15 protein-coding genes are annotated in these 23,207 nt (G+C 68.6%); 11 read left to right on the plus strand and 4 right to left on the minus strand.

The window, feature by feature from the left end; all coding sequences use genetic code 11:
- Positions 1–40 precede the first annotated feature (40 nt).
- Positions 41–3,505, minus strand: coding sequence for a pyruvate carboxylase (gene pyc / locus SNOV_RS15690; protein ID WP_013167939.1), 3,465 nt, complete (start codon positions 3,503–3,505; stop codon positions 41–43).
- Between the two features lie 408 nt (positions 3,506–3,913).
- Here pyc and pyk point away from each other — a divergent pair, with 408 nt between their 5' ends.
- Positions 3,914–5,464, plus strand: a complete 1,551-nt coding sequence (gene pyk / locus SNOV_RS15695) for a pyruvate kinase (protein ID WP_013167940.1) — start codon at positions 3,914–3,916, stop codon at positions 5,462–5,464.
- A 303-nt stretch (positions 5,465–5,767) separates the two neighbouring features.
- On the opposite strand, the gene SNOV_RS15700 is transcribed toward pyk, so the two are convergent.
- A complete protein-coding gene (locus SNOV_RS15700; protein WP_013167941.1) occupies positions 5,768–6,280 on the minus strand; it encodes a L,D-transpeptidase in 513 nt (170 codons plus the stop codon).
- 259 nt (positions 6,281–6,539) lie between these two features.
- On the opposite strand from SNOV_RS15700, the gene SNOV_RS23865 reads away from it, so the two are divergent.
- The 3 genes from SNOV_RS23865 to SNOV_RS15710 all read left to right on the plus strand — a co-directional run bounded on the left by SNOV_RS23865 (position 6,540) and on the right by SNOV_RS15710 (position 9,225).
- Entirely contained in the window at positions 6,540–6,713 is a 174-nt protein-coding gene (locus SNOV_RS23865) for a hypothetical protein (RefSeq protein WP_013167942.1), read from the plus strand.
- Positions 6,714–6,867: 154 nt separating this feature from the next.
- A complete protein-coding gene (locus SNOV_RS15705; RefSeq protein ID WP_013167943.1) occupies positions 6,868–7,614 on the plus strand; it encodes a hypothetical protein in 747 nt (248 codons plus the stop codon).
- Between the two features lie 429 nt (positions 7,615–8,043).
- Positions 8,044–9,225 carry an acyltransferase family protein gene (locus SNOV_RS15710; protein WP_144296006.1) on the plus strand — a complete coding sequence of 394 codons (1,182 nt, stop codon included), beginning with the start codon at positions 8,044–8,046 and terminating at the stop codon, positions 9,223–9,225.
- A 7-nt stretch (positions 9,226–9,232) separates the two neighbouring features.
- On the opposite strand, the gene bcsN is transcribed toward SNOV_RS15710, so the two are convergent.
- Complete coding sequence (gene bcsN / locus SNOV_RS22685) at positions 9,233–10,366, minus strand: cellulose biosynthesis protein BcsN (RefSeq protein WP_013167945.1); 1,134 nt, start codon at positions 10,364–10,366, stop codon at positions 9,233–9,235.
- A gap of 323 nt (positions 10,367–10,689) precedes the next feature.
- Here bcsN and bcsA point away from each other — a divergent pair, with 323 nt between their 5' ends.
- From bcsA to SNOV_RS15740, 4 genes are read left to right on the plus strand one after another with little or no spacing between them, the layout of a single operon-like run.
- The gene (gene bcsA / locus SNOV_RS15720) at positions 10,690–12,897 is read left to right on the plus strand and encodes a UDP-forming cellulose synthase catalytic subunit (RefSeq protein ID WP_013167946.1); all 2,208 of its coding nucleotides are present in this window, start codon (positions 10,690–10,692) and stop codon (positions 12,895–12,897) included.
- Between the two features lie 5 nt (positions 12,898–12,902).
- A complete protein-coding gene (locus SNOV_RS15730; RefSeq protein WP_013167947.1) occupies positions 12,903–15,932 on the plus strand; it encodes a cellulose biosynthesis cyclic di-GMP-binding regulatory protein BcsB in 3,030 nt (1,009 codons plus the stop codon).
- On the plus strand, positions 15,929–16,981 hold the full coding sequence (locus SNOV_RS15735; RefSeq protein ID WP_013167948.1) for a family 8 glycosyl hydrolase: 1,053 nt from the start codon (positions 15,929–15,931) through the stop codon (positions 16,979–16,981). Before SNOV_RS15730 ends, SNOV_RS15735 begins: the two co-directional genes overlap by 4 nt.
- Positions 16,972–19,254, plus strand: a complete 2,283-nt coding sequence (locus SNOV_RS15740; protein WP_013167949.1) for a hypothetical protein — start codon at positions 16,972–16,974, stop codon at positions 19,252–19,254. The genes SNOV_RS15735 and SNOV_RS15740 overlap by 10 nt, the downstream gene beginning before the upstream one ends.
- A gap of 25 nt (positions 19,255–19,279) precedes the next feature.
- Here the strand turns inward: SNOV_RS15740 and SNOV_RS15745 are convergent, their stop codons facing one another.
- Positions 19,280–20,179, minus strand: a complete 900-nt coding sequence (locus SNOV_RS15745) for a LysR family transcriptional regulator (protein WP_013167950.1) — start codon at positions 20,177–20,179, stop codon at positions 19,280–19,282.
- A 201-nt stretch (positions 20,180–20,380) separates the two neighbouring features.
- Between SNOV_RS15745 and SNOV_RS15750 the strand changes: the two genes are divergently transcribed.
- The 3 genes from SNOV_RS15750 (at position 20,381) to SNOV_RS15760 (ending at position 23,195) form a co-directional block, all read left to right on the plus strand.
- The gene (locus SNOV_RS15750; protein ID WP_041783502.1) at positions 20,381–21,562 is read left to right on the plus strand and encodes an MFS transporter; all 1,182 of its coding nucleotides are present in this window, start codon (positions 20,381–20,383) and stop codon (positions 21,560–21,562) included.
- 20 nt (positions 21,563–21,582) lie between these two features.
- Positions 21,583–22,416, plus strand: a complete 834-nt coding sequence (locus SNOV_RS15755) for an aldo/keto reductase (protein ID WP_013167952.1) — start codon at positions 21,583–21,585, stop codon at positions 22,414–22,416.
- A 212-nt stretch (positions 22,417–22,628) separates the two neighbouring features.
- A complete protein-coding gene (locus SNOV_RS15760) occupies positions 22,629–23,195 on the plus strand; it encodes a TetR/AcrR family transcriptional regulator (RefSeq protein WP_013167953.1) in 567 nt (188 codons plus the stop codon).
- The last annotated feature ends 12 nt before the right edge of the window (positions 23,196–23,207 follow it).

Genomic DNA, 23,207 nt, shown 5'->3' on the forward strand with positions numbered 1-23,207 from the left:
TCCTCCCAAGAAGGTAGTCTCTTGAATTATTAGCCAACTATTATTCCAGCACGACGAGCAGGTCCTTGGCGTCGATGGCGTTGCCCGGCGACACCAATATCTCCTGCACCGTGCCGGCGCGCGGCGAATGGATCGCCGTCTCCATCTTCATCGCCTCGATTGTGAGCAGCACATCGCCGATCTTGATCTCCTGCCCGCTGACGACGCCGAGCGAGGAGATGGTGCCGGGCATGGGCGCGGCGACATGGAAATCGTTGCCCTCCTCCGCCTTGCGCCGTCCCGCGACCTTCGGCACCGCCGCGCGGTCGACCGCCAGCACCATGCGCGGCTGGCCGTTGAGCTCGAAGAAGACCTCGACCAGCCCGTCGTCGCGCGTCTCGCCGACGGCGGTGAGGCGCACCAGCAGCGTCTTGCCGCGCTCGATCTCGATCGTCGTCTCGTCCCCGGACTTCATGCCGTAGAAGAAGACCGGGGTCGACAGCGCCGAGACCGGGCCGAACTTCGCCACCACGGGGGCGAAGTCGGAGAACACCTTCGGGTACATGAGGTAGGAGGCGAGCTCGCGGTCATCCGCCGTTCGGCCGAGGAGCTTCGACACCTCTGCGCGCTCGGCCTCGAGGTCGGCGTCCTCGATCAGCGAACCATAGCGCACGGTGATCGGCGGCTCGCCCTTCAGCGCCTTCTTCTGCAAGGCTTCCGGCCACCCGCCGAGCGGCTGGCCGTATTCGCCATGCAGCATCGCCACGGCGGAGGCCGGGAAGGCGACGTCGCGCCTGGGGTCGAGCACGTCGGCGGCGGACAAGCCCTGGCTCACCATCATCAGAGCGAGGTCGCCCACCACCTTGGAGGAAGGCGTGACCTTGATGATGTCGCCAAAGAGATCGTTGGCATCGCGATAGGCCTTCGCCACCTCGTGCCAGCGGCTCTCCAGCCCCATGGAGCGGGCCTGCTCCTTGAGGTTGGTGAACTGGCCGCCGGGCATCTCATGCAGATAGACCTCGGAGGCCGGTCCCTTGAGGTCGCTCTCGAAGGCCGCGTACTGGGCCCGCACGCCTTCCCAGTAGAAGCTGATGCGCCGGATGGCTTCCGGGTCGAGCCCGGTGTCGCGCTCGGAGCCGCGCAGCGCCTCGACGATGGAACCCAGACATGGCTGCGAGGTCATGCCGCTCATCGCGTCCATGGCGAGATCGACGGCGTCGACGCCCGCCTCCACCGCCGCCAGCACCGAGGCGCCGGAAACGCCGGAGGTGTCGTGGGTGTGAAAGTGGATCGGCAGGCCGATCTCCTCCTTCAGCGCCTTGAACAGCACCCTGGCGGCGGCGGGCTTGACCAGCCCGCCCATGTCCTTGAGGCCGAGGACGTGGATGCCAGTCTTCTCCAGCTCCTTGGCCATGGAGACGTAGTATTTCAGGTCGTATTTGGAGCGGGCGGGGTCGTTGAGGTCGCCGGCATAGCAGATGGCGCCCTCGACCAGCTTGCCGGTCTTCAGCGCCTCGTCGATCGAGACGCGCATGTTCTCGATCCAGTTGAGGCAGTCGAAGACGCGGAAGATGTCCATGCCCGCTTCCGCCGCCTGGCGGATGAAGAAGCGCACGACATTGTCGGGATAATTGGCGTAGCCGACGCCGTTGGCCCCGCGCACCAGCGTCTGGGTGAGGATGTTCGGCACCGCCTCGCGGATCTTCGCCAGCAGCTCCCACGGGTCCTCGGAGAGGAAGCGCATGGAGACGTCGAAGGCGGCGCCGCCCCAGCATTCGAGCGAGAGCAGCCCCGGCAGGCCGCGCGCATAGGAATCGGCGATGCGGGCGATGTCGTAGCCGCGCATGCGGGTGGCGAGCAGCGACTGGTGCGCGTCGCGCATGGTGGTGTCGGTGACGAGGACACGCTTCTGCGCCAGCATCCAGTCGGCGAAGGCCTTGGGGCCGAGCTGGTCGAGAAGCTGGCGCGTGCCCGGCGCCGGCTCGGCGAGGAAGGCCGGCGGCTCGGGGATGCGGGCGGTGGCGGAAGGCTTGGCCCTTCCCTTCACTTCCGGGTGGCCGTTCACCGTCACGTCGGCGATCCAGGCGAGCAGCTTGGTGGCACGGTCGCGCCGCCCGCCGAAATCGAACAGCTCCGGCGTCGTGTCGATGAAGCGGGTGGTGTAACGGCAGGCGGTGAAGTCGGGATGGGTCAGCACGTTCTCGAGGAACGGCAGGTTGGTGGCGACGCCGCGGATACGGTACTCGCGCAGCGCCCGGTACATGCGGGCGATGACCTCTTCCGACGAAGGCGCCCAGGCGGTGACCTTCTCCAGCATCGGGTCGTAGAAGCGTGTCACCACCGCGCCGGAATAGGCGGTGCCGCCATCGACGCGGATGCCGAAGCCCATGGCGCCGCGATAGGCGGTGATGCGGCCATAGTCCGGGATGAAATTGTTCTCCGGATCCTCGGTGGTGATCCGGCACTGCATGGCGTGGCCGTTGAGACGGATCTCCTCCTGCGGCGGGATTCCGGTCTCGGCGACCGAGCCGATATGGCCGCCTTCGAGGATCTTGATCTGCGCCTTGATCAGGTCGAGGCCGGTGACGACCTCGGTCACCGTGTGTTCGACCTGGATGCGCGGATTGACCTCGATGAAATAGAAGGCGCCGGTGTCGGCATCCATCAGGAACTCGACCGTGCCGGCGCCGATGTAGTCGGTGGCCCGGCCGATGGCGAGCGCCGCGTCGGTCAGGCCCTTGCGGGTCGCCTCGTCGACATAGGGCGCGGGCGCGCGCTCGATGACCTTCTGGTTGCGGCGCTGGATCGAGCAGTCGCGCTCATAGACATGGACGAGGTTGCCATGGGTGTCGCCGAGGATCTGCACCTCGACGTGGCGGGCGCGGCGCACGAGCTTCTCTAGGTACACCTCGTCCTTGCCGAAGGCGGCCTTGGCCTCGCGCTTCGCGGTAGTGACGGCGTCGAGCAGCTTGTCCTCGCTCTCGATCGGGCGCATGCCGCGCCCGCCACCGCCCCAGCTCGCCTTGAGCATGACGGGGTAGCCGACCTTGCGGGCGGCCTCGAGGATGAAGGCGGGGTCGTCGGGCAGCGGGTCGGTCGCCGGCATCACCGGCACGCCGACCGAGATGGCGAGATTTCGTGCCGCGACCTTGTTGCCGAGCGTGCGCATGGTCGCCGGCTTCGGGCCGATGAAGACGATGCCGGCCTCTTCGCACGCCTCGGCGAATTCCGGGCTCTCCGACAGGAAGCCGTAGCCGGGATGGATGGCGTCGACCTTCGCCTCTTTGGCGACGCGGATCACCTCGTCGATGGACAGATACGCGTCGATCGGGCCGAGCGGCTTCGGCAGCCACGGGCCGCGGCCGACGAGATAGGCCTCGTCCGCCTTGAAGCGGTGGAGGGAGAGCTTGTCCTCCTCCGCATGGATGGCGACGGTGGAGATGCCGAGCTCGGTCGCCGCGCGGAAGACGCGGATCGCGATCTCGGATCGGTTGGCGACGAGGAGCTTCCTGATCGTGCGGGTCATGAGCGGTGCCAGGCCTGTGGTTGCGGTCGACGGGATCGGGACTCGGGAACCTGCATCCTGGCTGCGACAATCAGCGCTTCTGCCGCCGCCGGGCCCCGTGGCCGATGCATCAGCCATGCCGGGATACCGTGGCGCGGAGAGACGCCGCACATCATTATTGGTATACAGAATTCCACATGCCAGCAAGCAAAATCACCGGCGCGTGATCGCAGACCCGGTGCTTAGCCGGCGCGACGGACGGCGCCGTTCCACGCGATTGTGAGGCCTGCGTCGCGGTATCGACACGTTGCAGTGCAAGATATCGCGGGCGAGACAGACCAGCCGAATTGGTACATAGAGAACGCGCCGGCAACGTGAGCCCGTATCAGTGCGGGGTCGCGGGAGACGCGCCGGATTACGGAGGAAACTATGGCTAGCAGGCGGGAACGCGCAACGAAGATCGTGGCGACCCTAGGCCCGGCCTCATCGAGCCCGGAGAAGATCCGGGCGCTTTACGAAGCAGGCGTGGATGTGTTCCGGCTGAATTTCAGCCACGGCACGCAGGAGAACCACGGCCATGTTCTCGGCGCCGTGCGCGCGCTGGAGAAGGATGTCGGCCGGCCCATCGGCGTGCTCGCCGATTTGCAGGGCCCGAAGCTGCGCCTCGGCAAGTTCGTCGACGGCCACATCACCCTGACCGCGGGCACCACCATCCGCTTCGACACCGACCCGACGCCGGGCGACGAGAAGCGCGTGCCGATCCCGCACCCGGAAATCCTCGAAGCCCTGCATGAGGGCTCGACCGTGCTGCTCGACGACGGCAAGGTGCGCGTGCGCGTGGTCCGCAAGGGCGCGGGCTTCATCGAGGCCGAGGTGGTCGCCGGCAACCGGCTGTCGAACAACAAGGGCTTCAACGTCCCCGACGTGCTGCTGCCGGTCTCGGCGCTCACCGACAAGGACCGCTCCGACCTGTTCTTCGCCCTCGACCTCGGCGTCGAGTGGATCGCGCTCTCCTTCGTGCAGCGTCCCGAGGACGTGATCGAGGCCAAGGAGCTGATCCAGGGCCGCGCCCAGATCAACCTGAAGCTGGAGAAGCCTCAGGCGGTCGAGCACCTCACCCGCATCACCGAGCTTTCCGACAGCATGATGGTGGCGCGCGGCGACCTCGGCGTCGAGCTGTCGCTGCCGGAGATCCCGGCGCTGCAGAAGCGCGTCATCCGCGAATCCCGCCGCCTCGGCAAGCCGGTGATCGTGGCGACGCAGATGCTCGAATCCATGATCAGCGCCCCGGTGCCGACCCGCGCCGAGGTCTCCGACGTCGCCACCGCCGTCTATGACGGCGCCGACGCGGTGATGCTCTCCGCCGAGAGCGCGGCCGGCCAGTACCCGGTCGAGGCCGTGGCGATGATGGACCAGATCATCAAGCAGGTGGAGCGCGACCCCGGCTACCGGGCGATCATCGACTCGCAGCAGCCCGAGCAGCGCCACACCGTCGCTGACGCCATGACCCAGGCCGCCTATCAGGCGGCGCTGTCGGTCGATGCCGCCGCCATCGTCACCTATACGCTGTCCGGCACCACGACGCTGCACGCGGCGCGCGAGCGCCCGCGCATCCCGATCGTCGGCATCGCCAGCCAGCTCTCCACCGCCCGCCGCCTGGTGATGTCCTATGGCGTGCATGTCGTGCACGCGCCGGAGGAGATCCACACCTTCGGCGAGATGGCGACCAAGGCGACGCAGGTGACCATCGAGCACGGCTTCGCCAAGGAAGGCGACCGCATCGCCATCACCGCCGGCGTGCCCTTCGCGACTCCCGGCACGACCAACGTGTTGCGCCTCGTCACCATCGACAAGGCGATGATGAACCGCCGCCCGAGCGGCGAGAAGAAGACCGAGCCGACCACGCCCCGCGCCGCGGCGAAGACCGCCGGCGGCGAGGCGGTCATCCGCTCCGAGCCGGTCGACGGCAAGGCCGACTGAGGCCGGCCGAAAGGCCCGAGAAAACGGAAAGGCCCCCGATTTCGGGGGCCTTTTTCGTATGCGGGGGGCTCAGAAAACTCAGGCGACCCCTCATCCCCGGGCTTGACCCGGGGACCCAGTCTTTCCGCCTGCACTCGCCTTGGATGGCCGGGCCAAGCGCGGCCATGACGGCTTCTCCCGTTCGGTCGTCATCCCGGACGGCCGCAGGCCGATCCGAGATCGCCGGCGAATTGGAGAGCGATCCCGGCTCTGCGCTTCGCTTCGGCCGGGATGACGGGAAGCGTGAGACGGCCCGCCGCCCCCTCAGGGCAGCATCACCACCGGCGTGCCGATGCCGACGCGGCCATAGAGGTCGATGATGTCGTCATTGTACATGCGCACGCAGCCATAGGAGGCGAAGGTGCCGATCGACCGGGGCTGGTTGGTGCCGTGGATGGCGTATTGCCCGCCGCCGGAGAGCGTCATGGCGCGCGCGCCCATCGGGTTGGCCCGCGTGCCGCCGGGAATGACGTCCGGCAGCTTGGGATTGTCGCGCTTGATCTCGGCCGGCGGCGACCAGGCCGGCTCGACATATTTGCCGCTGATGCGCACCTGGCCCTGCCACTGCTTGCCGCGGCGGCCGACCGCCACCGGATAGCGGATGGCCTTCCCCGGGCCGGTGACGAGATAGAGCCGGCGCTCCCGGGCGCTGACCACGATGGTGCCGGGGCGCACGCCCGGCTTGTCGAAGGCTACGGCCTCGCGTGCCGAAGCGGAGGCGAGCGGAAACAGCTGAGTCGCGAGCGCGATCAGGCAGAAGGATATCCAACGCAACATTGCCCAGTCCCAGCGAAGAACTATGGCTGTTGATACCAGATAATGTCGGGCCTTACCGCCCTCGATACCACCGGGAGGCACCTGAGCGCCTCTGCCCGCGCCATTTTTGCAACAGTGGGCGAAAAGTTCGGTTGTGAGTTCGCCGACGCCCTACAGTCAATTGCACGGGCCGGCGAGAAAGGTTAGTCATTAAGGCGACAAGACCTCTGCGCCACCGGCTCAGCTCTTCGTTTTGTTTACTAACGGAAGGTAATTGCGCATGATCAAGACCCTGCTCGTGGCTTCTGCGTCCCTCTTCATGCTGGGCGCCGCCGTCGCCGCTGACCTCCCGCAGCCGCAGCCGGTGCCGGCTGAGGCCGCTCCGATCGGCAAGGCCCCGATTGGCAAGACCCCGGTGGGCAAGGCTCCCGAGCCGATCGTCACCAAGGGCTGATGCGGCGTCTGGCACGCACCTCTTCGTGACGTGCTTGACATGACCGCCGCGGGCTCGTTCCTTCGCGCGATCTGATCGAGAGAAGCGACGGGGTGTCGTGATGAAGATGTCTACAAAAACGGCAAAGCGCCACTGCCTCACAGTGGCGCTTTGCATGTCCGCCGCCCTCGCGGTGAGCACGCTGCCGGCGGCTGCCGTCACCGGCGGTAGTGCGGATTCGGCTACGGTGGCAACGACGCCCCAGGCGGCACCCGCCCAGGCGACCAACACCACCAAGCCCAAGCCGCGCCAGAAGGTCAGCGCGCTGCCCGGCGGCACCTCGACCGCCAGCGGCGGATCGAGCGCGACGTCTGCCAACAGCGTCGCGGCGAACGCATCGTCCGCGGCGACCGGCAATGCGACGCCGGGCTCGTCCGAGGCGATCGCCTCGCCGACCCCGCCGCCTGGCCCCTATTATGTCGACTTCCGCGCCCGCACGGCGGCTTCCTACGGCCATGCCTTCATCTGGTACGGCAAGTCGAGCGAGCGTGCGGTGGAAGTGGCCGGCCTGCATCCGGCGACCGACAGCCCGGTGCCCTATGTGCTGGGCCACCTGATGTGGGTCCAGTCGGAGACCGGCGCCAGCTATGGCGACCTCGACGAGCAGTATCTGACGGCGAACTATCGCGTCTATCTGAGCGAAGAGGACGCGCCGAAGGTCATCGCCTATATCCAGAAGCTGCAGAAGAACTCGCCGCTCTGGAACGCGACGACCACCAATTGCACCTGGTTCATCGGCCAGATCGCTTCCTTTATGGGTCTCAAGACGCCCTGGCACCTGCTGGTGCCGGAGGAATATGTCAACGAGCTCAAGAAGATGAATGGCGGGCGCAACATGGCGCGCCTCTCCCCGGACCAGTAGGACCGGCGGACCAGAAATGGCGGCATGCGGCGGGGTCTTCCCCGCCGTTTTCGTTTCGGGCGGGTCGCTTCGCGGCAGGTGGCCGGAGCGACGCCCGAGAGCCTGGCCTGCAATTTGAGCTTCCCTCTTCCCCGGGCTTCGCCCGGGGATCCAGCCAGCAGGTTGGCGCCGGGTGGAAAGCCTGGGCGGGCGGGTCATGCCCAGCCATGGGGAGGAGGGGTATCGCCCTCCCAAACGGCGTCATCGGTCGAGCGCTGAGGCGCGTGATGTCCATTACGGTCGATGTCGGCCGTAACGACATCGCCGCCCGGCCTCCCTGTCGTCCGGCCGATTCCTGCGGTAAGAAAATAGCGGCTGACGCGAGCGCCCGCCGGGGCGTCGTCGTATCGAGCTGCGGCAGGCGCGTGCGTGGCCTTCGCCGATTCCCTCATGACCAGCGCGGCCGCCACGCCGCTTCCAAGGCCGTCCATGCCCGACCTCGCCGGCCACAGCCCGTCCGCCACCTCCCGCGTCACCTGTCTTGATGGGCTGCGCGGCGTCGCCGCCTGCACGGTGGTGGCCTTCCACTTCTTCTACGCCTTCGCGCCCGCGTCCTTCATCGACCGCCAGCGCGTCGGGATCGGCCTATTCGACACGCCGCTCGCCGTGCTGTGGAACGGCTATTTCGCCGTGGCGGTGTTCTTCGCGTTGTCGGGCTTCGTGCTCGCCGCCTCGGCGCCGAAGAGCACGCGCGAGGCGCCGCTGATGATCGGCCTGCGCTATTTCCGCCTCGGCGTGCCGGCGCTGGTCTCCTCCATCCTCGCCTGGGCCTGGCTCACCAGCTTCCCCGAGGCCGCGCGCGACGTGCAGGCCATCACCGCCAGCCCGTGGTTCCGCTGGACCTACCAGGCGCCGATCCCGCCGCTGAGCCAGGCGATCTGGGAAGGCGCCGTCGGCGTGTTCGTCAACGGCACCACCCGCTTCAACAATCCGCTCTGGACCATGCAGGCCGAGTTCTTCGGCTCGGTGCTGATCTACGGCTCCTATGCCGTGCTGCGGGGGCATGCGCGGCCATGGGCGATGGCGCTGGGCCTCGTCGGCTTCACCGCCTTCGGGCTGTTCCCCCTCGCCGCCTTCAGCGGCGGCGCGCTCGTCTACGAGCTGCGCCACAGGCTGCGCGACCATGCGCTCGCGGGAAGCCTGATCGGGCTGGCCGGCCTCATCCTCGGCGCCACCTTCCCCGGCCATGCTGCCGGGCCGGGGACGCTCGCCTATGCCCAGTCCTGGCTCGGCACCGGCGGCCTGCGCGAGATCGGCGCGCTTCTGGTGATCGTGGCGATCCTGATCACCCCGCCGGTGCGGCGCTTCTTCGAGGCGCCGCCGCTGCAGCGGCTCGGCGAGCTCTCCTTCCCGATCTACCTCGTGCATGTGCCGCTGATCGTGGCGCCGGCGGCCTATGTCTTCGCCGCGCTGGCCCCGCTCTCGCCGCTGGCACTGGCGGGGCTGTTCGCGCTCACCTGCCTCGGCACGCTGGCGCTCGGGGCTCTGTTCCTGGTGGCGGTGGAGCGGCCGCTGCTGGCCGTGCTCAAGGCCGTGCGCACCCGAGGGCGGGCGCGCCTCGCCGCGCTGTAAGGGCGTGCTACTGCGCCGGCGTCGGATAGTTGCCGGCGCCGGGCACCAGCCGTACCGGATCGCCGACCGTGCCCGAGGTGCTGCTGGTGCCGGAGTTGCTGGTCGGCCGCGGCGCGGAGACCGGCGGCACGCCCGGCAGGGTCGGCGGCGCCGAGAAGGGCGAGTTCTGCGTCGGCGTCTGCACCGGGCGCGAGGGCGCCTGGTCGACGACGGCGCCGGGCGGAGGCGAGCCCTGGATCACGTTCGCCCGCGACGACGGGGCGAGCTGCGCCGAACCTGCGGGACCGGGCACCTGCGGATAGCCCTCATAGGGATCGACGAGATTGCCCTGCGGCATACCCGGCTGGGTCATGCCGGGCTGGTACACCTGCTCGGGCTGCGGCACGGCGCTGCCATAGCGCGGCCGGCTGCGGCGCCGGGGGGCCGGCGCGGCCGCCGGAGCCACCTCGGCTTCCGGTCCCATCCAGCCATCGAGCACTGTGCCATCGCCCTGCAGGCCGGACGGATAGGCCAGCGGCCCGCCGATCCGCCCCAGCCCCTCCGGCTCGCCCATCGGCCGGCCATAGGGCTGCCAGACATAGGGGAGGAAGTAGCCGTTGATGGAATAGCGGTACATGACGCGCAGCAGATCCTGCTCGCTGGCGCCGATCTGGCAGAGCCGCAGGCGGATGGAGAGCACGCCGCGGTCGACCCGGAAGATGTTCATCGGCACTTGCGACTGGATGCGCTGCCAGCCATAGATGCACAGCTCGCCGCCGCCGGCATTGCCGATGGCGTAGTTGAACGGGCCGTAGCGGTTCTGCACATAGTAGTTCGAGACGTGCATGGTGACGCCCGGCATGCGGTCGAGCATCTCCTGGTCGAGCACCTCCGCGCTGAGGAAGTCGTCGGCGCGCGTGTTCTCCCAGCCGGTGCGCTCCTTCACCGGGCCGAAGAACACCGTGTAGATGGCGTTCTGCCCGCGCGAATGCGCGTTGGTGCCGAGCATGATCTCCTGCTCGATGGCGTTGAGATAGGTGGTCTGGACGACGGCGATCACCGGCGGCGCCGAGCCGGGCTCGGGCAGCACCAGGGCATCGGAGATCGCGACCTCGGTGGCGAGGTTGGCGACCTTCGGGTTCTGCCCCGGCCACGGGTACATGCTGCCGCATCCGGCCGAAAGGAGAGCCAGGGACACCGCCAGACACCCGGGTAGAGGTACGCGCGTAGTCCGTCCCGTCATAGCCCCTTCAACGCTCGTGCTGGCCGAACAAGCGCTCCACTGCCACGGTCATCCCCCCAGAAACCGCCGCTCGGAACAACGCCGAATCACTTGTGTCATTGGACTTTAGCCTGCACCGCAATAGGGTGGAATCGATCCGCGCGCGATATGGTTTGAATTTGGATAGATTTCCTCAACCTCTCGCGTCTAAGACACATTGATCTGCTGACTTTCAGCGGGGGCTGGACGAGGCAATAACGACGATGCGCAAAGCTTGGATCGCCGCGCTGTGGGCTATTTCATCCCTGGTCGTGGTATTCTTGATCACTCTGCCGATCAGCTTGCAGGCTCATCTGATCGCCGGGTGCATCGTCGTCGTCGCCATGATCCTGCTCAAGACCTTCGGCCCCCCGGTCGGCATGCCGCGCACCATTGCGCTCGCCATCGGCACCGCCGTAGTATTGCGATACGTATACTGGCGCACCACGAGCACGATTCCGCCGATCACCCAGCTCGAGGACTTCATCCCCGGCTTCATGCTCTATTTGGCCGAGATGTACAGCGTGTTTATGCTGTTCCTCAGCCTGTTCGTAGTCTCCGCGCCGATGCCGGTGCGCACCGCGCCGGCCATTCCCGCGGACCAGATCCCGACCGTCGACGTGTTCATCCCGAGCTATAACGAGGACGCGTCGCTGCTGGCCTCGACCGTCTCGGCGGCGCTCAGCCTCGACTATCCGGCCGACAAGTTCACCGTCTGGCTGCTCGACGACGGCGGCACCGACCAGAAATGCGAGCAGGACGACCCCGACCAGGCCGCCGCCGCCATCGCCCGGCGGGCCGAATTGCAGCAGCTCTGCGCCGGCCTCGGCGCCCGCTACCTGACCCGCGCCCGCAACGAGCACGCCAAGGCCGGCAACCTCAATAACGGCCTCGCGCACTCGACGGGCGACCTCGTGGTGGTGTTCGACGCCGACCACGCGCCGACGCGCGACTTCCTCACCAACACGGTCGGCTACTTCCTCGAGGACGAGAACCTCTTCCTCGTGCAGACGCCGCATTTCTTCATCAATCCCGACCCTCTGGAGCGCAATCTCGGCACCTTCGACTTCATGCCGTCGGAGAACGAGATGTTCTACGGCATCATCCAACGCGGCCTCGACAAGTGGGACGCCGCCTTCTTCTGCGGTTCGGCGGCGGTGCTGAGCCGGCGCGCCTTGGGCGAAAGCAACGGCTTCAGCGGCGTCACCATCACCGAGGACTGCGAGACCGCGCTCGAGCTGCACTCGCGCGGCTGGCACTCGATCTATGTCGACAAGCCGATGATCGCCGGCCTGCAGCCCGACAGCTATGCCAGCTTCATCGTCCAGCGCTCGCGCTGGGCGCAGGGCATGATGCAGATCCTGCGTTTCCACTTCCCGCCGGGCAAGCGCGGCCTCACCCTGGCGCAGCGCCTGTGCTACTGCTCCAGCACCTTCTTCTGGCTGTTCCCCTATTCGCGGCTGATGTTCCTCATCTCGCCGCTGTTCTACCTGTTCTTCTCGCTGGAGATCTTCAACGCCTCCGGCGCCGAGTTCCTCGCCTACACCACCACCTACATGCTGGTGAACCTGCTGATGCAGAACTACCTCTATGGCCGCTATCGCTGGCCATGGGTCTCCGAGCTCTACGAATACATCCAGTCGATCTACCTGTTCCCCGCTTTGGTGTCGGTGCTGGCCAATCCGCGCAAGCCCACCTTCAAGGTGACGGCAAAGGGCGAGCACATGGACGAGGGCCATGTGTCGGAGATCGGCCCGCCCTTCTTCATCATCTTCGGCATCCTCGTCCTCGGCGTGGTGCTGACCATCTGGCGCCTGCTGACAGAGCCGTTCAACCATGACGTCATCATCGTCGTCGGCGGCTGGAACCTCTTGAACCTGCTGCTCGCCGGCTGCGCGCTGGGCGTCGTCTCCGAGCGGCGCAACCGCCGCCGCACGCACCGCGTCGACCTGCTGCGCCGGGGCGAGATCGTCATCAACGGCGTCGCCTACCCGGCCGCCATCGAGGACGGCTCGCTCGGCGGCGCGCGGGTGCGGCTGGCGGCCAATGTGACGGTGCCGGAGTTCGAGCGCGGGACGGTCGGCCTGCTGCGCTTCCGCCCGCTGGCCACCAACATCCCGATCGACGTGCTGCCGGTCGCGATCCGCAACGTCGAGCGCGGTGCCGAGGGCGCGCTGCTCGGCTGCCAGTTCCACCCGGACCAGCCGCTGCACTACCGCCTGATCGCCGACCTGATCTTCGCCAATTCCAACGAATGGCAGAAATTCCTGGATTCGCGCCGGAATAACCCCGGCGTGCTCATGGGCACGATACGGTTCGTCCGCGTGGCGATCTTCCAGACCGGCCGCGGCCTCTCCTACCTGGTCAACCTGCACAAGCTCTGGCGCGAGCGGCGCCGCCGCCCGGTGCTCGCGCCGGTCAAACGTGGATGACCAGGATGCGCGCTCCCGCCTCCATTGCCGCCGCTCTCGTCCTCGCGCTCGCGCAGGCGCCGCTCGCCGGCCCCTGGCTGGCGCCGGCCTACGCCCAGGGGGCCGGCCAGGGCACCGGCTTCTCGATGACGCCGCCGATCCCCGGTTATGGCGGGGGCAATGCGCCCGCCTCCGGGAGTTCCGCGCCGGCGACCTCGGTGCCGATGACGCCGCCCGCCTCGTCCGGCTCCGCTGCGCCGAGTTCTTCGGCCTCGTCGCCCGCGGCCTCGGACAGTTTGAGCGCCGGCGCCGCCGGCGGACCGAACTTCTCCATCCCGTCCTTCCCGACGCCGTCGGCACCTTCGCAGGGGTCGACGCCCTTCGCGATGCCCTCCGGGCAGGCCGCGCCGGCACCGGCGGGCCGGTCGCCGGCGCCGTCCTCGTCCTCCGCCTGGATCCCCGCGCCGGACGCCGGCGAGACGCCCGCACAGACGCAGGCGGGCCAGGCGCGGCCGGTCAATCCGCAGCAGGCGAAGCCCGCGCCTTATGCCCAGGCGCCCGCCATGCCCGCGCCTTCCATGCCCGCGCCCGCGGCGCCACGCAGCACCCCGCCGACCTCCGGCGCGCAGGCTCCCGCGAGCCCGCCGACCTCGGCGACGGCGCCGACTTGGGACATGAACCAGTCGTCGACCGGCATTGAATTGCCGGGCGAGCCCGGCGCGCCCGCGCCGACCGCCGCGCCGTTCCAGATGGTGCCCGGCCAGCCCGCGCCGGTCATCACGCAGGTGCCCGCCACCACCCCGGTGGCCGAAGTGCGCAAGCGGCCCGACCGATTCCTCATCCCGCAGCGGCGTATGATCTTCGCCGGCGAGGTCGCCTCGCGCGCCTGGGTGTTCTACGCCACCCAGGAAGAGGCCAACCGGCAGGCGAGCTTCCTGCTCAGCTACCTCAGCGCCGTCGTCGTGATGCCGGAAACCTCGCGTATCCGCGTGACGGTGAACGGCCAGGCGCTGATCGAGCGGCCGATCGCCGCCTCGCAGGAGCCCGCGCATTTCGAGGTACCGATCCAGCGCGGCACGCTGCGCCCGGGCGCCAACCTCATCCGCATCGACGTGGTGCAGCGTCACCGCACCGACTGCGCGGTCACCGCGACCTACGAGCTCTGGACCGAGATCAACAACGAGGGCACCGGCCTCGTCTTCAACGGCGGCCGCCCGCCGCTGTCCGGCGGTCTCGACGACCTCGCCTCGGTCGGCTTCGACCAGTACGGCGTGACGCCGATCCGCATCGTCACCCCCGGCCCGATCGAGGGCGGCGGCAGCTCCCGCGTGCTGCGGGTGGTACAGGGCCTCGCCGTGCGCGGCCAGTTCCCCAACACTTCCGTCACCATAGCGGATAGCCAGACGGGCCAGACGCCGCCGGGCGGGCTCACCGTCGTGGTCGGCACCGCCTCGGAGCTGCCCCGCCTGATGGCCTCGGTGCCGAACGAGGCGCGGCTGCGCCCGATCACCACACTATTGGAGGACGACCGGCTCGGCGCGCCGACGCTGGTCATCTCCGGGCCGACCGCGGCCGACGTCGACCGCGCCATCGACCGGCTGAACGCGATCTCCATTCCCCGCACCGACGCGGTCAACACGCAGACGCTGTACGCGCCCAATGCGCCGCTGTTCGACAGCGCCCGCAGCGTGCGCCTCGGCGAACTCGGCGTGCCGACGCAGGAATTCTCCGGCCGCCGCTTCCGCGCCGAGTTCCAGATCGCGCTACCGGCCGACTTCTACGCCCAGGCCTATGGCAACGCGCAGCTGCTGCTCGACGCCGCCTTCACCGCCGCGGTGCGGCCGGGCAGCCATGTCGACGTCTATGTGAACGAGCAGATCGCCTCGAACCTGCCGATCACCGCCTCGGGCGGCGGACTGTTCCAGCGCGAGCGCATGCAGATCCCGCTGCGCAACTTCCGTCCCGGTGTGAACCGCCTCTGGCTGGAAGTGGTGCTCGACACGGAATCGGACGCGCGCTGCCTGCCGGGTGCCACCCTGCCGGCCGAGAACCGCTTCGTACTGTTCGATTCGACCGAGTTCTCCATCGGCAACTTCGCCCGTATCGGCCGGGTGCCGGACCTCGCCTCGTTCTCCGCCGATGCCTTCCCCTACAATCTCGACGGCAACCCGGTCGCGGTGGTGCTGGCGCGGCAGGATTCATCCACGCTGTCGGCCGCCGGCACGCTGATGTCGCGGCTCGCCCTCGCCAATGGCGCGCCGCTGCCGATCGACGCCTCTCCCGCCTCGGTGACGCTGGGCGAGCGCAACGTGATCTTCGTCGGCAGCATCGACCAGGTCTCCTCCAGCGTGCTGGACCAGGTCGGCGTCGCCGAGACGGCGCGGACCAACTGGGTGGTCTCCGCCAGCGGCGACGAGAACAGGGACGTCGGCAGCAGCCAGGAATACGACAACGTGCTGGAGCGTTTCCGCTCCCGCCAGGTCGGCGACAGCCCGCCCCCGCCCGGCGAGCCGCGGCTCGACCAGAACACGCACGAGGTCTATGAGCGCTGGCGTGGCAGCGTGCAGGGGCACAGCAGCCTCTACACCATCGTCGAAGGCTTCGAGGGCTGGCTGGAGCGCACCTTCTCCATCAACTTCGAATCCTTCCGCCTGCAGGAAGGCCGGCGCAGCCTGTTCGAGCCGCCCCCGCGCACCTCGGTACTGATGGCGCAGGGCACCGGCCCGACGGGCTCGGCCGCCTGGACGCTGGTCGCCGGCCGCACGCCGGAGGCGCTGGCGGCGTCGATGACGCGCTTCACCTCGGATGCCGTGTGGAACCGCATCGGCGGGCAGGCCGTCGCCTATCAGGTGGCGTCCGGCGACATCGAGCGGCGCGACATACGCAGCTTCAGCTTCATCGTCACCCAGCCGCTCTCCTTCGGCAATCTGCGCATGATCGCGGCCAACTGGCTGTCGATCAACATCCTGCCCTACGCGCTGATGCTGGTTCTGGCCGGCACGATCCTCGGCTGCGCCACCGCCCTCCTGCTGCGCCGGCTCGGGCGGCCCTCATGATCCGGCGGGTGCTCGCCGGCTTTCTCCTGATCGTCTGCGGAGCACTGCCCGTGTCCGCCCAGCCCTCCACCCTGATCCCGACCGAGGCCTGGAGCGCCTATATGGAGCGCTTCGTCGACGGCAGCGGACGCGTCGTCGACACCGCCAATGGCGGCATCAGCCACAGCGAAGGCCAGGGCTACGGCATGCTGCTGGCGTATTTAGCAGGTGACAGAAGCAACTTTGAACGCATATGGAGTTTTACGCGTACCGAGTTACTGATTCGCGATGATGGACTCGCCGCATGGCGCTGGGATCCGAACTCTACGCCGCATGTCACCGACGTAAACGCGGCGAGCGACGGCGATTTGTTAATCGCCTATGCCTTGGCACGGGCCGGAGCCGCGTGGAATCAACAGCCCTACATCGACGCGGCGCGGCGAATCGCACGGGCGATCGGGAGGAAGCTTCTGGTCACCGACGGAAGCCGGCTGGTTCTGCTTCCGGGCGTCTCCGGCTTCTCCTCCAGCGACCGGCCGGACGGCCCGATACTCAACCTATCCTATTGGATATTCGAGACCTTTCCGGTCATGGCGCAGCTCGCGCCGGAGTTCAAATGGTCAGAAGCGGCCAATGCCGGGCTGGAGCTGCTGAGCATCGCCCAGCTGGGTCCGGCGCGGCTTCCACCCGACTGGATCTCGGCGCCGGCGAGCAAGCCGGTGACGGTCGCCGAGGGCTTCCCGCCTGTCTTTGGTTACAATTCATTAAGGATATCTCTTTACCTGTTGCGGGCAGGGATCGAGAACACGGCGTTACAGGAACCATTCCGGCGGAGTTGGCTGATCGAAGGCGGGGGCACACCCGCGGTCGTCGACATCCCCACCGGGCGCGTGCTCGCACGGCTTACCGACCCGGGCTATCGCATGCTCGCGTCGGTTCTGGCCTGTGCGTTGAATGCCACCCCGATTCCCGAAGATCTGAGACGTTTTGAGCCTACGCTCTACTATCCGTCGACGTTGTACTTGTTAGGCTGGGCACTGGTCGCGGAGCGATATCCGAGATGTCTTTGAAGAGGGCCATTCTGCTGATCATGCTCGGGGGAGCGGTGGTTCCCGCGATCGGACAGCAGATCGAGCTCCCGGGCACCGGAGGCACCGCCAACAAGACCGCCCGCCCCAAGGTCGACGAGACCGCCCTGCGCTACTTCGCCTCCCAGGGCGACACCCGCCGGCTGGAAGCCGAGATCGCCCGCCTGCGCGCGCTCTATCCCGACTGGACGCCGCCCGACGACCTGTTCGGTCCGCAGACCGACGTCGAGCTGCAGCGCATGTGGAAGATGTACGCCGAGGGCAAGTATTCCGACGTGCGCAGCGCCATCGCCACCCGCCAGGCCGCCGACCCCTCCTGGCAGGCGCCGCCGGACCTGCTGGCGCGGCTGACCGAGGCGGAGAACCGCCGGCAGCTGGTCAACGCGTCGGACGCCGAGCAGTGGGGGACCGTGCTGCGCCTCGCCACCGATGCGCCGGGACTGCTCACCTGCACCAATGTCGACATCCTCTGGCGCGTCGCCGAGGCCTTCGTGAAGACCGAGCAGACGCCGCGCGCGCTCGATGCCTACACTTACGTGCTGACCAACTGCAACGACCCCGGCGAGCGCCTCGCCACGGTGCAGAAGGCGATGCCGCTGCTCACCGACGAGCAGATCGAGAACCTGCTCAAACTCGAGCGCAAGGACGCGGCCGGCAAGCCGGAATTCGCCGCATTGCGCGACGACCTGATCCGCCGCCGCATGGGCCGCGCCGCCGAGAATCCCGAGTACACGGTGCCGGACGAGGACATCAAGCGGATGGAGGCGCTGGCGCGCCAGGGCACCACGCCCGGCGACCCGCTGCTGCTCGGCTGGTACCTGTTCCGCCATGACGAGGCGACCCGCGCCCTCGAATGGTTCAAGCTGGCGCTCGACCGCAAGGGCGGCCCGAAGGCGGCGGAAGGCTATGTGCTGGCGCTGAACTTCCTCGGCCGCTCGCTGGAAGCCGAGCCGATCGCCTTCGAGTGGCGCGATTCCGCGCCCGAGAACAACAAGGCCTATCTCGACGTTGTCATCGCGCTGCTCACCGCCGATCCGCCGCCGGTGCTGGACGAGATCGTGCTCACCCGCTTCAGCCCGGTGGTGATGCGCGACAAGTACGTCCCCGGCGCGCAGGCGCTCGGCTGGTACGCCTACAACACCGGGCAGATCGTCACCTCGCAGTCCTGGTTCGACACCGCTCTGAACTGGGACCCGAACGACGAGCCCTCCGCCTACGGCCTGTCGCTCACCTATTGGCGCCTCGGCGACATCGCCCGCCTCAACGCGATGGTGCAGAGCTGGGGCCCGCGCTCGGAGCGCATCGTGGCTCTGGTCGACCCGGTGGTGCGCGCCCGCCTCGAGGCCCGCAACGCCCAGACCACCACCCAGATCGACCCGCGCCTCGATCCGCTCGGCGCCGCCGCAGCCCGCCTAACGCCGATGCCCTCGCTGACGCCGCCGCCGATCGGCACGCCGCCCATCGGCCTGCGCGGCGGAGCGGCGCAGTACGCGCAGATCCCGACCGCCCGTCAGTTCCAGCCGATCCCGCAGGCCGGCACGGCGCCTCGCGCCTATGGCGCTGCGCCCTATCAGGCGCAGAATCCGCTCGCGACCGGCCAGTTCCAGCCGCTGCCCGGCGCGACCGCGCAGCCCTATGCCGGCGCCCAGCCTTATGCCGGCGCGCAGCCGTCCTACGCCGCGGCGGACTATGTGCCGACGCCGCGCCGGCGCCCGGTCGCGCGTTCCGTCGCCCGCACCGGCAGCACGGTCGAGACCGCCGCGGCCGGTGGTGGTGGCGGTGGTGCTGCCGTCGCCCGCGGCTGGCGGCTGATGGACCTCGACAGGCCGATGGAGGCGGTGCGCGCCTTCGACCAGGCGATCGCCGCCGGCGGCCGCGCCGCCGAGGATGCCGCCTACGGCAAGTCGCTCGCCTATCTGCGCATGGGCATGACCAACAAGGCGCAGGCCGCCGCTCTCGAAGCGCCGCAGAGCCCGCGCCGCGCCGTGCAACTGAGCGGCGACCTGCTCGCCCAGCGCGCGCTCGCCGCCTATAAGGACCAGCGCTATGTCGAGACCATCATCGCCCTCGACGAGCGCTCGCGCATCGCGCCCGAGCAGCAGGACCTGATGGTACTGCGCGCCTGGGCCTACTACCAGATCCGCGACATCCGCTCGGCCCAGCGCATCTTCAGGGCGCTGCAGGCGCAGGGCAATGCCGAGGGCGCCAACGGCATGGCCGCCATCGACGCGCTGACCCGCAAATACCGCACCTGACGCGACCGGATCGCCCCGGCCGCGCTCACCCCCCGACCTTCTCCGCCAGGAAATCGACGAAGGCACGGATGCGGGCGGCGAGGTAGTCGTGGCCGACGAACACCGCGTGCACCCGCTCGATGTCGCCGCCATTGTACTCTTCCAGCACCTCGACCAGCGTGCCGGCCCCGATGTCGCGCTCGGCGACGTAGCGGGCGATGCGGGCGATGCCGAGCCCGTCCAGCGCGAGGCGCTGCACCATGGAGCCGCTATTGCCCTCCAGATTGCCCGACACGGGCAACGCATAGCCCTCGCCGCTGGCCGGATCGACGAAGGGCCAGTCGTCCTGGGAGCGGCGGAAGTTGAAGCGCAGGCAGTTATGGCCGGCGAGGTCCTGCGGGGTGTGCGGCCTGCCGTGACGCGCGAGATAGGCCGGGGACGCGACGATGACGCGGCGGCTCTCCAGCATCTTGCGCGCCTTGAGCGAGGAATCGCGCATCGGCCCGGCGCGCAGGCCGATATCGGCGCGTTCGGCGACGAGGTCGATCACCTCGTCGGTCAGCGACAGGTCGAGCTGCACCTCCGGATAGAGCGCAAGGAACTCCGGCACCCGCGGCACCACGCAGCGTTCGCCAAAGCCGACGGTCGAGCTCACCCGCAGCCGGCCGCGCGGCGCGGCGGCGGCGCCGGCGGCGATGAAGCGCTCGGCCTCGTCGATCTCGCCGAGGATGCGCCGGGCGCGGGCGACATAGGCCTCGCCCTCGGCGGTCAGCATGATGGCGCGGGTGGAACGCACCAGGAGGCGCGTGCCGAGCCGTTCCTCCAGCCGCGTCACCAGCTTGCTCACCGCGGAAGGCGACAGGCCGAGCCGGCGGCCGGCGGCGGAGAAGCTGCCGCGGTCCACCGCCTCGATGAGCACCTGCATCTCGCCCGCGCGATTGTCCATCAGCCTCGTCCCATCTCGACAGATCGCCGCTTATCTGTGAATTCAGTTCAAAAGTATTGATCCGTCATAGCGGCTACCGGCGCAAGCGGGCGCGCGACATATTCCGGCCAACGCCACCCATCGCCCAGCAAGCGCCGCGCTCCCACGAGCCGCGGGCGCCGGGCCTCGCATTGTCTGGAACCCGCCATGCCGCTCACCCGGATGCCCCTCGCGCTGTTCGCGCTCACCATCGCCGCCTATGCCATCGGCACCACCGAATTCGTCATTGTCGGCCTGCTGCCGACCGTGGCGGCCGACCTCTCCATCGACCTGCCCCTCGCCGGACTGATCGTCAGCGTCTATGCGCTCGGCGTAACCTTCGGTGCGCCGGTGCTCACCGCCCTCACCGGCCGGGTGCCGCGCAAGGCGCTGCTGCTCTCGCTGATGGCGTTGTTCATCGTCGGCAACGCCGCGGCCGCGCTCAGCCCGAGCTATGCGCCGCTGCTGGCCGCCCGCGTGGTCTCGGCCTTCGCGCATGGCGTGTTCTTCTCGGTCGGCGCCACCATCGCCGCCGACCTCGTCCCCGCCGACAGGCGCGCCTCCGCCATCGCCATGATGTTCATGGGGCTGACGGTGGCCATCGTTACCGGCGTCCCGCTCGGCACCTTCATCGGCCAGAGCTTCGGCTGGCGGGCGACCTTCTGGGCGGTGTCCGGCCTCGGCGTCGTCGCCTTCCTCGGCCTCGCCGCGCTGCTGCCCTCGAACCTCTCGCGCGCCGCCCCAGCGAGGCTCATCGACCAGGTCCGCGTGCTCGGCTCCGGCCGGCTGCTGATCGTCTACGGCATGACCGCGCTCGGCTATGGCGGCACTTTCGTCGCCTTCACCTATCTCGCCTCGATTCTTGAGCAAATCACCGGCTTCGCCTCATCGAGCGTCAGCCTGATCCTGGTGCTCTACGGCCTCGCCATCGCCGCCGGCAACCTCATGGGCGGGCGCTTCGCCGACCGCGATCCGGTGAAGGCGCTCACCTACCTGTTCCTGGCGCAGGCTGCCGTGCTGGCGCTGTTCACCTTCACCGCGCCCTCGCCCTGGCTCGCCTTGCCGACGCTGGCCGCCCTCGGCTTCCTGTCCTTCGCCAACGTGCCGGGCCTGCAGATCTATGTCGTCGAGCTGGCGAAGAAAGTGCGGCCCGGCGCGGTCGACGTCGCCTCGGCGCTCAACATCGCCGCCTTCAACCTCGGCATCGCCATCGGCGCCTGGGTCGGCGGGCGGGTCGTCGCCTCCCCGCTCGGGCTTGACGCCACGCCCTGGGTCGGCGCCCTCATTGTTGCCGGCGCGCTGGCTCTGACTATCTGGAGTGGAGCGCTCGACCGCCGCGAAACCCTCGCCCTGCGCACCGCCTGATTTTCTCCAGGGAGATTTCCATGCAGACCTATGTCACCGCCAACGGCGCGACGATCCCGGCGCTCGGCTTCGGCACCTTCCGCATGCCCGGACCGGACACGCTGCGCATGGTGCCGCACGCGCTCAAGGTGGGCTTCCGCCACATCGACACCGCGCAGATCTATGGCAACGAAGCCGAGGTCGGCGAGGGCATCGCCAGCTCGGGCGTCAGCCGCGCCGACATCTTCCTCACCACCAAGGTGTGGGTCGACAAGTTCGGCCATGACGCGCTCATCGCCTCGGTCGACGAGAGCCTCAAGAAGCTGAAGACCGACTATGTCGACCTGCTGCTCCTGCACTGGCCGGCCGGCCACGCTCTGCCCGAGCCGGTCGGCGCGCTGAACGAGGTGGTGCGGGCCGGCAAGGTGCGGCACATCGGCGTGTCGAACTTCAACGCGGCGCTGATGAAGGAGGCGGCGAGCCTCAGCGAGGTGCCCCTCGTCACCAACCAGGTCGAGTACCATCCCTATCTCGACCAGGGCCCGGTGATCGAGGCCGCGCGCGCCGCGGGCATGTCGGTCACCGCCTATTTCGCCATGGCCGACGGCAAGGTATTCGCCGATCCGGTACTGAAGGACATCGCCGGCCACCACGGAAGGACCGTCGCGCAGGTCGTGCTGCGCTGGGTGATCCAGCAGGACGGGTTGATCGTGCTGTCCAAGACGGCGACGGAAGCCCGCGCGGCGGAGAACTTCGCTATCTTCGACTTCGAGCTCTCGGGCGAGGAAATGGCCGCGATCCACGGCCTCGCAAAGCCGGACGGGCGCCTCGTCAGCCCCGGCGGCCTCGCCCCGATCTGGGACAAGGCGGCCTGAGCCACAGCCCACCGCCCCACTTCCCTCATCCCCGGGCCTGACCCGGGGATCCAGCCTTTGCTTCCGGGGAGCCTCCGGTCCAAGTCTGGATGGCCGGGTCAAGCCCGGCCATGAGGGAAGAGGCGCTTCGGGTTTGTTCTTATTTCCATCAGCTATATTTTCGTGTTCATAACGATCAGGGGAACGACGAGCGCCATCGTGGGAGACGACCGTTGCGGGTCACCAAAGCCAAGGTCGCCGAGCATCGCAGCGCGATCCTCGCCTCAGCGTCACGCCTGTTCCGCGAGCGCGGCTTCAACGATGTCGGCGTCGCCGAGATCATGCAGGCGAGCGGCCTGACCCACGGCGCCTTCTACGGCCATTTCCGCTCCAAGGCCGACCTCGCCGGCCAGGCGTGCCGGCAGGCTTGCACCGAGGGCCTCGCCCGCTGGCGGAAGGCGACAAGCCTCTCCGCCATCATCGACCGCTATCTTTCCCCCTCCCACCGCGACGACCCGGCGACCGGCTGCGCCCTCTCGGCGCTGGCGGCCGAGGCCGCGCGGCAGGCGCCCGAGCTGCAGAAGAACTACGCCGAAGGCCTGTCGGGCTTCATCGAGGCCGTCGAACAGCGCCTCGACGAGTCGGACCCGCAGGCGCGCCGCCGGCAGGCGATCGCCATCCTCGCCTCGATGATCGGCGCGCTCACCATGGCCCGCGGCGTCGCCGCCGGCGACCCGGAGCTGTCGGACGCGATACTGGAGAGCGTCCGCGCCGAGCTCGACGCGCGGTGCGGCGCCTGAGACTGTCCGTCT

This window comes from Ancylobacter novellus DSM 506, assembly GCF_000092925.1.
GTDB lineage: Bacteria > Pseudomonadota > Alphaproteobacteria > Rhizobiales > Xanthobacteraceae > Ancylobacter > Ancylobacter novellus.

Bases quoted from the DNA above. Each gene is read 5' to 3' on its own strand.
- SNOV_RS15735 (WP_013167948.1), top strand. From the start codon at position 15,929: ATGATCCGGCGGGTGCTCGCCGGCTTTCTCCTGATCGTCTGCGGAGCA.
- bcsA (WP_013167946.1), top strand. From the start codon at position 10,690: ATGCGCAAAGCTTGGATCGCCGCGCTGTGGGCTATTTCATCCCTGGTC.
- SNOV_RS23865 (WP_013167942.1), top strand. From the start codon at position 6,540: ATGATCAAGACCCTGCTCGTGGCTTCTGCGTCCCTCTTCATGCTGGGC.
- SNOV_RS15755 (WP_013167952.1), top strand. From the start codon at position 21,583: ATGCAGACCTATGTCACCGCCAACGGCGCGACGATCCCGGCGCTCGGC.
- SNOV_RS15705 (WP_013167943.1), top strand. From the start codon at position 6,868: ATGTCCGCCGCCCTCGCGGTGAGCACGCTGCCGGCGGCTGCCGTCACC.
- SNOV_RS15710 (WP_144296006.1), top strand. From the start codon at position 8,044: ATGACCAGCGCGGCCGCCACGCCGCTTCCAAGGCCGTCCATGCCCGAC.
- SNOV_RS15740 (WP_013167949.1), top strand. From the start codon at position 16,972: ATGTCTTTGAAGAGGGCCATTCTGCTGATCATGCTCGGGGGAGCGGTG.
- pyc (WP_013167939.1), bottom strand. From the start codon at position 3,505: ATGACCCGCACGATCAGGAAGCTCCTCGTCGCCAACCGATCCGAGATC.
- SNOV_RS15745 (WP_013167950.1), bottom strand. From the start codon at position 20,179: ATGGACAATCGCGCGGGCGAGATGCAGGTGCTCATCGAGGCGGTGGAC.
- SNOV_RS15700 (WP_013167941.1), bottom strand. From the start codon at position 6,280: ATGTTGCGTTGGATATCCTTCTGCCTGATCGCGCTCGCGACTCAGCTG.
- SNOV_RS15730 (WP_013167947.1), top strand. From the start codon at position 12,903: ATGCGCGCTCCCGCCTCCATTGCCGCCGCTCTCGTCCTCGCGCTCGCG.
- pyk (WP_013167940.1), top strand. From the start codon at position 3,914: ATGGCTAGCAGGCGGGAACGCGCAACGAAGATCGTGGCGACCCTAGGC.
- SNOV_RS15750 (WP_041783502.1), top strand. From the start codon at position 20,381: ATGCCCCTCGCGCTGTTCGCGCTCACCATCGCCGCCTATGCCATCGGC.
- bcsN (WP_013167945.1), bottom strand. From the start codon at position 10,366: ATGTACCCGTGGCCGGGGCAGAACCCGAAGGTCGCCAACCTCGCCACC.